Raw genomic sequence first — 13,024 nt, forward strand, 5'->3', positions numbered from 1 at the left:
GACTAGCTCCAGCTGGCGTGCAGCGGCTTGCCCTCGGCGTAGCCCGCGGCGGACTGGATGCCGATGACGGCCTTCTCCTCGAACTCGGCGAGCGAGCCGGCACCGGCGTAGGTGCAGGAGGAGCGGACGCCCGCGATGATCGAGTCGATCAGGTCCTCGACGCCCGGCCGGGCCGGGTCGAGGAACATCCGCGAGGTGGAGATGCCCTCCTCGAAGAGGCCCTTGCGGGCGCGGTCGTAGGCCGACTCCTCGCTCGTGCGGTTCTGCACGGCGCGGGCCGAGGCCATGCCGAAGGACTCCTTGTAGGGGCGGCCGTCGGCGGTGTGCTGGAGGTCGCCCGGGGACTCGTACGTCCCGGCGAACCAGGAGCCGATCATCACGTTCGACGCGCCGGCGGCGAGCGCCATGGCGACATCGCGCGGGTGCCGGACGCCGCCGTCGGCCCAGACGTGCTTGCCGAACTTCGCGGCCTCGGCGGCGCACTCCAGGACGGCGGAGAACTGCGGGCGGCCGACGCCGGTCATCATGCGCGTGGTGCACATGGCGCCGGGGCCCACGCCGACCTTGATGATGTCCGCGCCGGCCTCGATGAGGTCGCGCACACCCTCGGCGGCGACGATGTTGCCCGCGACGATCGGGACGTGCGGGTCGAGGGCGCGCACGGCCTTGATCGCGGCGATCATCGACTCCTGGTGGCCGTGCGCCGTGTCGATGACGAGCGTGTCGACGCCCGCGTCGAGGAGCTGCTTGGCCTTGCCCGTGAAGTCGCCGTTGATGCCGACGGCGGCGGCGATGCGCAGCTTGCCCTCGGCGTCGGTGGCGGGGGTGTACAGGGTCGCGCGGAGCGCGCCCTTGCGGGTCAGGATGCCGACCAGGCGCCCGTCCTTGTCCACGGCCGGGGCGTAGCGGCGGTTCGCGTGGTCGAGGGTGTTGAACGCGTCGCGCGGCTCGATGTCGGCGTCGAGGAGGAGCAGGTCCTTCGACATGACCTCGGAGAGCCGGGTGAAGCGGTCCACGCCGGTCAGGTCGGCGTCGGTGACGACACCGACCGGGCGGCGGTCCTCGTCGACGACGACGCCGGCGTCGTGGGCGCGCTTGGGCAGCAGCGACAGCGCGTCGGCGACGGTCTGGTGGGGGGCGAGGACGATCGGGGTGTCGAGCACGTGGTGGCGGCTCTTGACCCACGAGATCACGTCGGTGACGACCTCGATCGGGATGTCCTGCGGGATGACGACCAGTCCGCCCCGGCGGGCGACGGTCTCGGCCATGCGACGGCCGGCGATGGCGGTCATGTTGGCCACGACCAGCGGGATCGTGGTGCCGGTTCCGTCCGGCGAGGAGAGGTCCACCGCCTGGCGGGAACCGACGGCCGAGCGGCTCGGCACCATGAAGACATCGTCGTACGTCAGGTCGTAGGGCGGCTTGACGTCATTGAGGAAACGCACGTGCTGACATCCCAGTCGTTCGGATCGGCCCCTAGGCATTTCAGCCAGGGGAAAAAGCACGTAGTTCATTGTCCCACGCCTGTACGAATACCAGCCCCGGGCGAATCATCCGAGGCTTGCGGCAGGGGGTTCGTGGGATCCTCCCAAGGCCTGGCCCAGGGAGAGGAGAACCGCGAGGCGGGTGGGGCGCTCGTCCACGGCTGTGGCGAAGACGTCCTGGGCGGTCCGCCAGTCGCGCGGGTTCCTCCCGGCGTACTCCCGCCAGCCGGTGACGACGAGCGTGACCGGCTCGGGCAGGTCGGTCAGGCAGTCGGCGAGGGCGTCCCAGTTGCGGCCGAACCAGTCGGGCAGGGCGAGGGCCTCGGCGCACCGGTCCATGAGTCCGGCCTTGTCCGTGACGCCGGTCAGGTCGAGGACGACGGGTTCGTCAATCCCCATCCGTGATCACCTCCCGGAAACTCGCGTAGTGGTCGTCGGTCCAGTAGATCTCGCCTTCCCGGCCGGTGACGATCCGACGCGCCCCCCGGTCGCGCTCCCCCGGCGTCTTCACCGTGTACTCGCGGTAGTAGCCGCGCGGCTCGCGGGGCAGCAGCCGCTCGAAGTTCGAGAAGACGGCGCCGTCCTTGGCGTACGGGAAGGGGCCGCCGCGGGCGATGAGGTCCAGCGTCCGGCGCGCCTCGGGCGGCAGGTCGGCGGCCCGGACGGCGGGCAGTCCGGAGTCCCCGGTGGGGCTGGGCGCCTCGGTGGTGGCGCTGGTGCGGGCGGGCGCGGCCGGTGCGGCACCGCCGCCCGAGGTGGAGCACCCGGCCAGGAGGACGCAGAGGAGGAGCGCGAGGAGCATGCGCGAGGGCCGGAGCGACATGTCCCGCAACCTACCGGCACGGGACGCTCCGGCCCTCGAACGACCCGGAACGCCGGGTCCTCGTTCAGACGCCGTCGGGGTCCGTCCGGTCGAGCGCCGGGTGGGTGCCCGGGCTGGACTCGGTGAGCAGGTAGTCCGCCGCGGCGCGGTCGGTGACCAGGCTGGTGACGAGGCCGGAGCGGAGCACCGCGCCGATCGCCGCCGCCTTGCGCTGGCCGCCGGCGATGGCCACGACCTCGGGGATCCGGCGCAGCCGGTCGGCCTCGACGGTGATGCAGCGCTCGCCCAGGTCGCGTCCGACCCGGCGCCCCTCGGCGTCGAAGAGGTGCGCGGACATCTCGGCGGCGACGCCGAGCGAGGCGTAGTGGGCGCGCTCCTCGTCCGAGAGCATGTCGTGGACGGTGGAGATGCCCGGCTCCCAGGAGCCGATGGAGACGCAGGCGACGGTCACCTTGTCGAAGTACTCGAAGGCCCGCGCGATGCCGGTCTGGCTGCGCAGCGCGGCCGCGGTGGCCGGGTCGGGCAGCAGCATGGGCGCGTAGATCGGGTGCGCCTCGCCGCCGGAGACCTGGGCGGCGCGGCGGACGGCCTCGACCGAGCCGCGCTCGGCGGTCCCGGCGTCGTACACGCCGGTGAGCTGGACGACGGTGCACGGGGGCAGCCGGTCGAGCGCCGCCGCCATGTGGATGGTGGAGCGGCCCCAGGCGAGGCCCAGGACGTCGCCCTCGGTGACCAGCTCGCCGAGCAGGTCGGCCGCGACCTCGCCGAGGTTCTCCGGGTCGGGCGACTCGTCCTCGCCCTCCGCCGGGGACTCGACGACGACGGCGTGGCGGAGCCCGTAGCGGGCGCGGAGCGCGTCGGAGCGCTCGGCGTCCAGCTCGGCCGGTACGCGGATCTCGATGCGGACGAGATCGCGCTCCAGGGCGGTCTCCAGGACCCTGGCCACCTTGAAGCGGCTCACGCCGAACTCCTCGGCGATCTGGATCTTGGACTTGCCCTCGAGGTAGAAGCGGCGGGCCATGGCCGCCGCCTGCACCAGCTCCGCGGGGCCCATCCGCAGGGCTGACCGTCCCGCCGACATACCCGCCACCGCGATCTCCTCACCTGTTCTCGTACCGCTGTTCACGTACCGACGTCCACGTCACGCCGTTCGCGTGCCGTTGTCGTTCACACTCTGGACTCGCCGTCCATCCTGTCAGATACGGCGGGCCTTGATCAGTCCCGTCGACGACCCGACGGACCGCGTTCACCGGCCGGAGGCTCAGTGGCCACACGCCCACGGGGCGGTGGCCGTGACGGCCTCCGCCCGGGCCCGCAGCGAGGCGACGGCGGCCGCGGGGTCGGCCGCGCCGTACACCGCGGAACCGGCCACGAAGACGTCCGCCCCGGCCTCGGCGCACCGCTCGATGGTGGACTCGGCGACCCCGCCGTCGACCTGGAGCCACAGCTCCAGACCGTGCTTGGAGATCAGCTCCCGGGTGCGGCGGATCTTGGGCAGCATGATGTCGAGGAAGGCCTGGCCGCCGAAGCCGGGCTCGACGGTCATGATCAGCAGCATGTCGAGCTCGGGGAGCAGGTCCTCGAACGGCTCGATGGGCGTGGCCGGCTTGAGCGCCATCGAGGCGCGCGCGCCCTTGGCTCGGATCTCCCGCGCGAGCCGGACGGGCGCGGCGGCCGCCTCGACGTGGAAGGTGACCGAACCGGCGCCCGCCTCGACGTACTGGGGCGCCCAGCGGTCGGGGTCCTCGATCATCAGGTGGCAGTCGAGCGGGGTGTCGGTCGCACGGGCGAGCGACTCCACGATCGGCACACCCAGGGTCAGGTTGGGCACGAAGTGGTTGTCCATCACGTCGACGTGGAGCCAGTCGGCCCCCTCGACGGCCCGCGCCTCATCGGCGAGCCGGGCGAAGTCCGCGGACAGGATGCTGGGGTTGATCTGCGCCATGAGCCAAGCCTCCCACGTTCTTGGGTACTTCTTTGCCGCCGAGCGGTTTCGGATCCGGTCCAGACCATTTTCGGTGCGAAGCGACGAGTCGGGACCGGATCAGACCGGGAGATTACGGTCAGGTGATCGAAGGGTCGGCGGAGCCCTGCGTCACGCCGTACGGCGGACGAGGGCGAGGTACATGGCGTCCGTGCCGTGCAGGTGCGGCCAGAGCTGGACGTCGGGACCGTCGCCGAGCGCCGGCACCCCCGGCATCAGCGGGCGGGCGTCGATCAGCTCGGCGCCGCCGACCTTCTTCAGGACGTCGTCGACGACCACCCGCGTCTCGGCCAGGTGCGGCGAGCAGGTCGCGTACCCGACGACCCCGCCGACGCGGACGGCGGCGAGCGCCTCCGTGAGCAGGGCCCGCTGGAGCGGCGCGAAGCCGTCCAGGTCCTCGGGGCGGCGCCGCCAGCGCGCCTCGGGCCGGCGGCGGAGCGCGCCGAGACCCGAGCAGGGGACGTCCATGAGGACGCGGTCGAAGGAGCCGGGGCGCCACGGCGGCCGGGTGCCGTCGGCGGCGATCACCTGGTACGGGCCGGGGTTCCCGGCGAGGGCGCGCTCGACGAGACGCGCGCGGTGCGGCTGCTTCTCGGAGGCGAGCAGGGCGGCCCCCCGCTCGGAGGCGAGGGCCGCCAGGAGCGCGGCCTTGCCGCCGGGGCCCGCGCAGCCGTCGAGCCAGCGGGTGTCGGGACCGTCGAGCGGCGCGGCCGCGAGGGCGAGCGCCACGAGCTGGCTGCCCTCGTCCTGCACGCCGGCCCGGCCCTCCTCGACCGCCTCGATGGCACCGGGCTCGCCGCCCTCGGCCATCCGGACGGCGTACGGCGACCAGCGGCCCGGCAGGGACTCGGTGGCCTCGGCGAGCTCGGTGGTGGTCGAGCGGCCGGGACGGGCCACGAGGGTGACCTCGGGGCGCTCGTTGTCGGCCTCCAGGAGGTCCTCGATCCCGGCGCGGCCGCCGCCCAGGGCGTCCCAGAGCGCCGAGACGACCCAGCGGGGGTGCGAGTGGACGACCGCCAGGTGGTCCTCGGGGTCCGCGTCGTACGGCGGGGCGACCTGGGCCACCCAGGCGTCCAGGTCCTGCTGCGAGATCTTCCGCAGGACCGCGTTCACGAACTTGGCCCGCCCGTCGCCCAGCACGACCCGCGCCAGTTCGACGCTGGCGGAGACGGCGGCGTGGGTGGGGATCCGGGTGCCGAGCAGCTGGTGGGCGCCGAGCGACAGCACGTCGAGGACCGGCGGGTCGACCTCGCGGAGCGGCCGGTCGATGCAGGCCGCGATGATCGCGTCGTACGTGCCCTGGCGGCGCAGCGTCCCGTACACCAGCTCGGTGGCGAGCGCCGCGTCCCGGCCGTCGAAGCTCCCGCCCTCACGGGCCTTCTTGAGCAGCGGGGGCAGCACCAGGTTCGCGTAGGCGTCACGCTCGTCCACCGCCCTCAGCGCCTCGAAGGCGAGCATCCGGACGGGGTCCTTCTGGGGCCGCCGGTAGGGCTTGTGGGGACGGCGACGTGCCTGCTCGCTCAAAGGTGCTCCGCGTGACGAAATGAGGGGTCGAACCACCTCAGCGTACGTCCGCCGGCGCCTGCCGGGGAAAACGCCCCCGGCGGACCGTCCGGGCCCCGCCGGCGGCCGGCCCGCCCCCGCGGCCGTGCGGCCGGTCCCGCCGCGGCGGGACCGGCGGCGCCGTCAGACGCCGAGGCGCTCGCCCTCGGCGATCCGCACACCGCGGGCCCAGTCCGCGGCCTTCATCGGCTTCTTGCCCTGGGGCTGGACCCAGAGGAGCTCCACGGCGTACGAGCCGGTGCCCGCGTACACGTTGTTCTTGCCCACGGCGAGCTGCCCCGGGGCGAGCTCGGTGCGGTCGGGCAGCGGGGCGACCTGGATCAGCTTGAGGCGCTCGCCCCGGAAGACGGTCCAGGCACCGGGGGCCGGGGTGCAGCCGCGGACCACGCGGTCCACCCGCAGGGCGGGGGCGGCGAAGTCGACGTGGGCGTCCTCCACCTGGATCTTCGGGGCGAGGGTGATCCCCTCGACCGGCTGCGGGACGGCCTGGAGCGCGCCGTCCTCGATGCCGTCCATGGTCGCGGCGAGCAGCCCCGCGCCCGCGAAGGCGAGCCGGGTGAGCAGGTCGCCGCTGGTGTCGGTCGGCCGGATGTCCTCGGTGACCACGCCGTAGACCGGTCCCGAGTCCAGGCCCTCCTCGATGAGGAAGGTCGACGCGCCCGTGACCTCGTCGCCCGCCATCAGCGAGTGCTGCACGGGCGCGGCGCCGCGCCAGGCCGGCAGCAGCGAGAAGTGCAGGTTGACCCAGCCCCGGGCGGGGATGTCCAGGGCCACCTTGGGCAGCAGGGCGCCGTAGGCGACGACCGGGCAGCAGTCGGGGGCGATCTCCCGCAGCCGGGCCAGGAACTCCTCGTCCCGCGGCCGGGCCGGCTTGAGGACCTCGATGCCCGCCTCCTCCGCCCGCTGGGCCACCGGGCTCGCGACCAGCCGACGGCCGCGTCCCGCCGGGGCGTCCGGGCGGGTGACGACGGCGGCCACCTCGTGCCGGCCGGAGGCGAGCAGGGCGTCCAGGGCGGGAACGGCGACCTCGGGGGTGCCTGCGAAGACGAGCTTCATGAGTGGCGACTGCCTGTCTCTCCGGGGGCTTTACGGGCAGCGCACCAGTCTAGGCGTCCCCGGCGGAGGGGGCGTACGGGAGGACGAGCGCCCCGCGCATATGCGTGTACGCCCCCGCAGCGTGACCCAACCCCGGGTGGCGCGTTGGTCAAGAGAGATTGACCGAATCGGGTCGCCGTTCCCCCCTGCGGCCCTTCCCCTACATGCCGGTTCGAGAGGCTCTCACATGGCCGACCACGCCACCCACGACGCCCAGGCTCGGGCGAGTCTGCACCTGCTGGTGCGGGACATCGAGCGGGTCCGGCGGCAGGTGGACGCACTGCGCACGCTCACGGCCCAGCTGGGCAATGTCTACCGCCCTCGCCGCTCCGGCCCGTCCACGGGCTTCGTCGTCTACGGGCGGGCCCCCGCCCCCACCGTCCGTCTCGCCCAGGAGCTGCGGGACAGCGTCGAGACCCTGGTGACCGCAGCGGTCGACTTCGACCGCTCGCTCGGCTTCTCCTGGGACGCGGTGGGCTCCGCCCTCGGCGTCACCAAGCAGGCCGTCCACCGCCGTTACGGTGCCCGGCGCGCCCCCCAGCCGGGCGTCGGCGTCGACCAGGACCCCATCGTGGAGCCGAGCGCGCCCCGCCCCCTGCCCTCGGTGCCGGCCGCCCGCTCGATGCCCCCGCAGCCGACCTCGGGCAGCGCCGCGCTCCGCGAGGAGCCGCGCACCTCGGCCTTCCCCGGCCCGCGCAACGGCTGATCCGCGCACGCCCCCGGGCCGCCCGTCCCCCACCGGGGCGGGCGGCCCTCGCCGTCCCTGGGCGGGGCGGTCACGGTGCCGCGCCCCCGCCGCTCAGCCGATGTCCGGCGGGTCCACCCGGATCCGTACCGGGTCGCCGCCGCCCCGCGTCAGCCGGCTCGCCCGGGCCTGCTTGAGCGCGGCCGCCAGGGCCGCACCGCTGCCCGGCGGGACCCGCACCAGCGCCCGTTCCCACTGCTCACCCGGCGGCGGGTCGCCCGGTCTGCGGGGTCCGCCCGGACGGACCACCGGCAGCGGGACCGGCCCGAGGACCTCGGCGTCGGAGGGCAGCCCGGCCGCCGCGAGGAGGCCTCCGACGGCCTCCGGCGGACCGGTGACCGCCGCCATCCGGGAGACCGGCGGAAAGCCCAGCTCGGCCCGCTCGGCCAGCTCTCGCTGGGCGTGCCCGACCGGGTCCCAGCGGACCAGCGCCTGGACGGGCCGGAGCGTCGGCTCGGCGACCACGACCACGGTGCCGCCCTCGGGCTGGCCCCGGACGAGCGAGGCCGCGTCGATCCAGCGGCGCAGGGCCTCCTCGCCCGCGCGCAGGTCCGGCCGGCCGAGCATGGCCCAGCCGTCGAGGAGCAGCGCCGCCGCGTAGCCGCCCTCGGCGACCGGCTCGGCGCCGGGGGTGGAGACGACGAGCGCGGGCCGCCCGGGCACGGTGTCGAGGACGTGGTCGCGGCCGGAGGTCCTCACCGGCACGGCCGGGAAGGCCCGGCCGAGCTCCTCCGCCGTCCGGCGCGCGCCGACGACCTGGGCCCGCAGCCTGGTCGAGCCGCACTCCACGCAGTGCCAGTCGCCCGCTCCGCGCCCGCACCAGCCGCAGTGCAGCTCCTGCTGCTCGGGTGCCTCCAGGGGCCCGGCGCAGTGCCGGCAGCGGGCGGGCGTCCGGCACCGCTCGCAGGCGAGCCTCGGTACGTACCCCCGGCGGGGCACCTGGACCAGGACCGGGCCCGTCCTGAGCCCCTCGCGGACGGTCTGCCAGGCCAGCGAGGGCAGCCGGGCGGCCCGGGCGGCCTCGTCGCGGGCCAGTTCGCCGTCGCCCACGGTGCGGATCAGCGGGGCCGCCCTGCGCACCTGCTCCCGTCCGGCGAACAGCCCTTTGGCCCAGCCGGACTCGACGAGCTGGGCGGCCTCGACGGTGCAGGCGGTGCTGCCGAGCAGGAAGCCGCAGCGGTCGTGGGCGGCGCGGAGCAGCAGCACCTCGCGCGCGTGCGGCTGCGGGGCGTGCGGCTCGCTGTGGCTGCCGTCGCCGTCGTCCCAGAGGGCGACCAGCCCGAGGTCCCGTACGGGGGCGAACATCGCGGCCCGGGTGCCGACGACGGCACGGACGGCGCCGCGCCGCACGGCGAGCCACTGCGCGTACCGCTTCTCGGGGCCCGCGTCGGCGGTGAGCAGGGCGTGCCGCCCCTCCCCCAGGACGGCGGTGAGGGCCGCGTCGACCCGGCCCGCGGCGCGGCCGTCGGGCACGACGACGAGGGCGCCCCGGCCGGACGCCAGGGTGGCGGCGACGGCGCGGGCGATCTCCTCGGCCCAGTGCGGTCCCGGCAGGGCGTTCCACACGGCCCGTGGCGTCCCGCCGCGGGCGAGGGAGTCGAGGAACGCGGGCCCCCGCTCGTACCGCGTCCAGCTCGCCGGTTCCGGCGCGGCGGGCGGTGGCAACGGCTCCGGCGAGGGCCGCCCCTCGGCGCGGGCGCTGCGCGGCGGCACGGCCAGCTGGAGCACGTCGGCGAGGCTCCCGGCGTACCGGTCGGCGACGGCGCGGGCGAGCCCCAGGAGGTCCGGGCCGAGGACCGGCTCCGGGGAGACCACGTCGGCGAGCGCGGCGAGCGGTCCGGAGTAGTCGGAGGTGGCCCGGCGCTCGACGAGGAAGCCGTCGATGAGCCGCCCGCCCTCCCGGCGCCCGTTCTTGACCTGGTGGGCCCCCGCGCCGAAGCGCACCCGGACCCGGACGCCGGGCCGGGCCGCCTCGTCCAGCTCCTCGGGGACCGCGTAGTCGAAGAACTGGTCGAGGTGGAGCGACCCCTTGTTGACCACGACCCGCGCGACGGGCAGCTCCTTGGCCAGCGCGGCGCCGCGCCAGGTCCGCGGTTTGGCCCGCGGCACCTTCGCCGTCCGCACGGTCTCCCGGATGAGCGCGAGCTGCTCGGGCTCATGGGCCGCGTCGGGACTCTCTTTCTCGCTGCTCACAGCCCCATACCTACCAGACGCCACCGACAGCCGGGCAGGCCGAAGCCCGGTGCCCCCGCGGGGGCACCGGGCTTCGGCGACGTGCGACGGGTGCCTACAGGCCGGCGGCCTGCTTGAGGGCGTCCACGCGGTCGGTGCGCTCCCAGGTGAAGTCCGGCAGCTCGCGGCCGAAGTGGCCGTAGGCGGCGGTCTGGGAGTAGATCGGGCGGAGGAGGTCGAGGTCGCGGATGATCGCGGCCGGGCGGAGGTCGAAGACCTCGGCGATGGCGTTCTCGATCTTCTCGTTGTCGACGGTGTTGGTGCCGAAGGTCTCGACGAAGAGACCCACGGGCTCGGCCTTGCCGATCGCGTAGGCGACCTGGACCTCGCAGCGCGCGGCGAGGCCGGCGGCGACGACGTTCTTGGCGACCCAGCGCATGGCGTACGCGGCCGAGCGGTCGACCTTGGACGGGTCCTTGCCCGAGAAGGCGCCGCCGCCGTGGCGGGCCATGCCGCCGTAGGTGTCGATGATGATCTTGCGGCCGGTGAGGCCGGCGTCGCCCATCGGGCCGCCGATCTCGAAGCGGCCGGTCGGGTTCACCAGGAGGCGGTAGCCGTCGGTGTCGAGCTTGATGCCGTCCTCGACGAGCTGCTTGAGCACGTGCTCGACGACGAACTCGCGGATGTCGGGCGCGAGCAGCGACTCCAGGTCGATGTCGGACGCGTGCTGCGAGGAGACGACGACCGTGTCGAGGCGGACGGCCTTGTCGCCGTCGTACTCGATGGTGACCTGGGTCTTGCCGTCGGGGCGCAGGTACGGGATGGTCCCGTTCTTGCGGACCTCGGTCAGCCGGCGGGACAGCCGGTGGGCGAGGTGGATCGGCAGCGGCATCAGCTCGGGGGTCTCGTCCGAGGCGTAGCCGAACATCAGGCCCTGGTCGCCGGCGCCCTGCTTGTCCAGCTCGTCCTCGTCACCCTCGACCCGCTGCTCGTAGGCGGTGTCCACGCCCTGGGCGATGTCCGGGGACTGAGATCCGATGGACACCGACACGCCGCAGGAGGCGCCGTCGAAGCCCTTCTTCGAGGAGTCGTAGCCGATCTCGAGGATCTTGTTCCGTACGAGGGTCGGAATGTCCGCCCACGCCTTGGTGGTCACCTCACCGGCGACGTGCACGAGACCGGTCGTGATCAGGGTCTCGACGGCGACGCGGGAGGTGGGGTCCTCCCGGAGCAGCGCGTCGAGGATGGTGTCGCTGATCTGGTCAGCGATCTTGTCGGGGTGTCCCTCGGTGACGGACTCCGAGGTGAACAGACGACGGGACACAACGCTCCCTGGGGTTGCAGCGGCTGCTGGCTCTTCGTTGACGGACCGGCAGGGGGCTGCGCCCCAAGACGTTCCGCGGACAGTCTATCGGTCGTGGTCGCGGGATGGACCAGGTGTCTCGCCTGGCGAATGCCCTGAGCGGGTGATTCCTGCCCCTTCCCGGCGGACGAACGCCCTGATGGGGCGTACGTCACACGCTTCGCGCTGGATTCCTGGTCCGCTCGGGTGAGATGCGTCAGGTCGCGGGGCGCAGCCGGGGCAGGACCAGGTCCCAGACGGTCTCGGCCAGCGCCTCCTTGGGACCGTACGGTACGGGGGTCTCGGCGCCGTCCGCGGCGAGCACCACGGCCTCGTTCTCCTCGGAGCCGAAGGTCTTGCGCTCCCCCACCTCGTTGACGACGAGGAGGTCGCAGCCCTTGCGGCGGAGCTTCTCGCGGCCGTGGGCGAGGACGTCGTCGGTCTCGGCGGCGAAGCCGACGACCACCTGCCCGGGCAGGGCACGGTCGGCGGAGATCTCGGCGAGGATGTCGGGGTTGCGGACGAGCTCCACGGTGGGGGCGCCGCCGTCGTCCTTCTTCTTGATCTTCCCGGTGGCGTAGACGGCCGGCCGGAAGTCGGCCACGGCGGCCGCCATGACCACGGCGTCGGCGTCGGCGACGGCCTTGAGGACGGCCTCCCGGAGCTGGACGGCGGTGCCGACGTGGACGACGTCGACGCCGGCCGGGTCGGGGATGCCGGTGTTCGCCTCGACGAGGGTGACCCGGGCGCCCCGGGCGGCGGCGGCCCGCGCGAGCGCGTAGCCCTGCTTGCCCGAGGAGCGGTTGCCGAGGTAGCGGACGGGGTCGAGGGGCTCGCGGGTGCCGCCGGCGCTGACCACCACGTGGCGGCCGGCGAGGTCGGGGGCGACCGTGCCGCCGGTGAGGGCATGCCGGTTCAGGACGCGGCGGCAGATCTCGAAGATCTCCGCCGGGTCGGGGAGCCGGCCCTTGCCGGTGTCGACGCCGGTGAGGCGGCCGACGGCGGGCTCGATGACGACGGCCCCGCGGCGCCGCAGCGTCGCCACGTTCTCCTGGGTCGCCGGGTGCTCCCACATCTCGGTGTGCATGGCGGGGGCGAAGACGACGGGACAGCGCGCGGTGAGCAGTGTGTTGGTGAGGAGGTCGTCGGCGAGGCCGTGGGCGGCCTTGGCGAGCATGTCGGCGGTGGCGGGGGCGACCACGACGAGGTCGGCGGCCTGGCCGATGCGGACGTGCGGCACCTCGTGGACGCTGTCCCACACCTCGGTCGAGACGGGGTGGCCGGAGAGCGCGGACCAGGTGGCGGCGCCGACGAAGTGGAGGGCGGAGTCGGTGGGGACGACGCGGACGTCGTGGCCCGACTCGGCGAGCCGCCGCAGCAGCTCGCAGGCCTTGTAGGCGGCGATGCCGCCGCTGACCCCCAGAACGACCTTCGGCTTGGTCACCACTGCCACTCCCCGCACTCGGTTGCCTACGACTCCATGAGACACCACAGGCCCGGCGGATGTTCCGCCGGGCCTGTGGTGCAGGAACGTGCCGTGCTTACGTGGCCGGGCCCTCGATGGCCTCGGACGTGAGCAGACCCGCGTTGATCTCGCGCAGGGCGATCGAGAGCGGCTTCTCGTGGACGTGGGTGTCGACCAGCGGACCCACGTACTCCAGCAGGCCCTCGCCGAGCTGGGAGTAGTACGCGTTGATCTGACGCGCGCGCTTGGCCGCGTAGATCACGAGGCTGTACTTCGAGTCGGTGGCCTCGAGCAGCTCGTCGATCGGCGGGTTGATGATGCCCTCGGGCGCGGTGATGGAAGAGGACACGC

The 13,024-nt window shown here is 74.2% G+C and carries 12 protein-coding genes; 1 reads left to right on the forward strand and 11 read right to left on the reverse strand.

Translation table 11 applies throughout. The features are described 5' to 3' along the window. Positions 1-2: 2 nt before the first annotated feature. The 7 genes from ACF09E_RS18785 to fmt form a co-directional block, all read right to left on the reverse strand. Positions 3-1,445 (reverse strand): GuaB1 family IMP dehydrogenase-related protein, encoded by a 1,443-nt coding sequence (locus tag ACF09E_RS18785; protein WP_361855289.1) that lies wholly within the window; start codon positions 1,443-1,445, stop codon positions 3-5. 105 nt (positions 1,446-1,550) lie between these two features. Continuing rightward, positions 1,551-1,883 carry a barstar family protein gene (locus ACF09E_RS18790; protein ID WP_392206180.1) on the reverse strand — a complete coding sequence of 111 codons (333 nt, stop codon included), beginning with the start codon at positions 1,881-1,883 and terminating at the stop codon, positions 1,551-1,553. Then, on the reverse strand, positions 1,873-2,307 hold the full coding sequence (locus ACF09E_RS18795; protein WP_392206181.1) for a ribonuclease domain-containing protein: 435 nt from the start codon (positions 2,305-2,307) through the stop codon (positions 1,873-1,875). The genes ACF09E_RS18790 and ACF09E_RS18795 overlap by 11 nt, the downstream gene beginning before the upstream one ends. A gap of 64 nt (positions 2,308-2,371) precedes the next feature. After that, positions 2,372-3,388, reverse strand: a complete 1,017-nt coding sequence (locus tag ACF09E_RS18800; RefSeq protein ID WP_030316333.1) for a sugar-binding transcriptional regulator — start codon at positions 3,386-3,388, stop codon at positions 2,372-2,374. A 180-nt stretch (positions 3,389-3,568) separates the two neighbouring features. Beyond that, a complete protein-coding gene (rpe, locus tag ACF09E_RS18805; protein ID WP_361855298.1) occupies positions 3,569-4,252 on the reverse strand; it encodes a ribulose-phosphate 3-epimerase in 684 nt (227 codons plus the stop codon). Between the two features lie 150 nt (positions 4,253-4,402). Beyond that, complete coding sequence (locus ACF09E_RS18810) at positions 4,403-5,815, reverse strand: RsmB/NOP family class I SAM-dependent RNA methyltransferase (protein ID WP_392206182.1); 1,413 nt, start codon at positions 5,813-5,815, stop codon at positions 4,403-4,405. A gap of 162 nt (positions 5,816-5,977) precedes the next feature. Further along, positions 5,978-6,910 (reverse strand): methionyl-tRNA formyltransferase, encoded by a 933-nt coding sequence (fmt, locus tag ACF09E_RS18815; RefSeq protein WP_361854841.1) that lies wholly within the window; start codon positions 6,908-6,910, stop codon positions 5,978-5,980. 226 nt (positions 6,911-7,136) lie between these two features. On the opposite strand from fmt, the gene ACF09E_RS18820 reads away from it, so the two are divergent. Next, positions 7,137-7,655 carry a hypothetical protein gene (locus ACF09E_RS18820; RefSeq protein ID WP_392206183.1) on the forward strand — a complete coding sequence of 173 codons (519 nt, stop codon included), beginning with the start codon at positions 7,137-7,139 and terminating at the stop codon, positions 7,653-7,655. A 93-nt stretch (positions 7,656-7,748) separates the two neighbouring features. Here the strand turns inward: ACF09E_RS18820 and ACF09E_RS18825 are convergent, their stop codons facing one another. From ACF09E_RS18825 to rpoZ, 4 genes are all read right to left on the reverse strand, one after another. Then, complete coding sequence (locus ACF09E_RS18825) at positions 7,749-9,887, reverse strand: primosomal protein N' (RefSeq protein ID WP_392206184.1); 2,139 nt, start codon at positions 9,885-9,887, stop codon at positions 7,749-7,751. A 94-nt stretch (positions 9,888-9,981) separates the two neighbouring features. Further along, complete coding sequence (gene metK / locus ACF09E_RS18830; protein WP_392206185.1) at positions 9,982-11,190, reverse strand: methionine adenosyltransferase; 1,209 nt, start codon at positions 11,188-11,190, stop codon at positions 9,982-9,984. 235 nt (positions 11,191-11,425) lie between these two features. Beyond that, positions 11,426-12,652, reverse strand: coding sequence for a bifunctional phosphopantothenoylcysteine decarboxylase/phosphopantothenate--cysteine ligase CoaBC (coaBC, locus tag ACF09E_RS18835; RefSeq protein ID WP_392206186.1), 1,227 nt, complete (start codon positions 12,650-12,652; stop codon positions 11,426-11,428). Positions 12,653-12,749: 97 nt separating this feature from the next. Next, the gene (gene rpoZ / locus ACF09E_RS18840) at positions 12,750-13,022 is read right to left on the reverse strand and encodes a DNA-directed RNA polymerase subunit omega (protein ID WP_030316319.1); all 273 of its coding nucleotides are present in this window, start codon (positions 13,020-13,022) and stop codon (positions 12,750-12,752) included. Positions 13,023-13,024: the final 2 nt, after the last annotated feature.

Source organism: Streptomyces sp. NPDC014891, assembly GCF_043081085.1.
GTDB lineage: Bacteria > Actinomycetota > Actinomycetes > Streptomycetales > Streptomycetaceae > Streptomyces.

What these genes read in the sequence shown, in the direction of transcription:
- ACF09E_RS18790 (WP_392206180.1), bottom strand. Translation starts at nt 1,883, where the DNA reads ATGGGGATTGACGAACCCGTCGTCCTCGACCTGACCGGCGTCACGGAC.
- ACF09E_RS18795 (WP_392206181.1), bottom strand. Translation starts at nt 2,307, where the DNA reads ATGTCGCTCCGGCCCTCGCGCATGCTCCTCGCGCTCCTCCTCTGCGTC.
- ACF09E_RS18800 (WP_030316333.1), bottom strand. Translation starts at nt 3,388, where the DNA reads ATGTCGGCGGGACGGTCAGCCCTGCGGATGGGCCCCGCGGAGCTGGTG.
- rpe (WP_361855298.1), bottom strand. Translation starts at nt 4,252, where the DNA reads ATGGCGCAGATCAACCCCAGCATCCTGTCCGCGGACTTCGCCCGGCTC.
- fmt (WP_361854841.1), bottom strand. Translation starts at nt 6,910, where the DNA reads ATGAAGCTCGTCTTCGCAGGCACCCCCGAGGTCGCCGTTCCCGCCCTG.
- ACF09E_RS18820 (WP_392206183.1), top strand. Translation starts at nt 7,137, where the DNA reads ATGGCCGACCACGCCACCCACGACGCCCAGGCTCGGGCGAGTCTGCAC.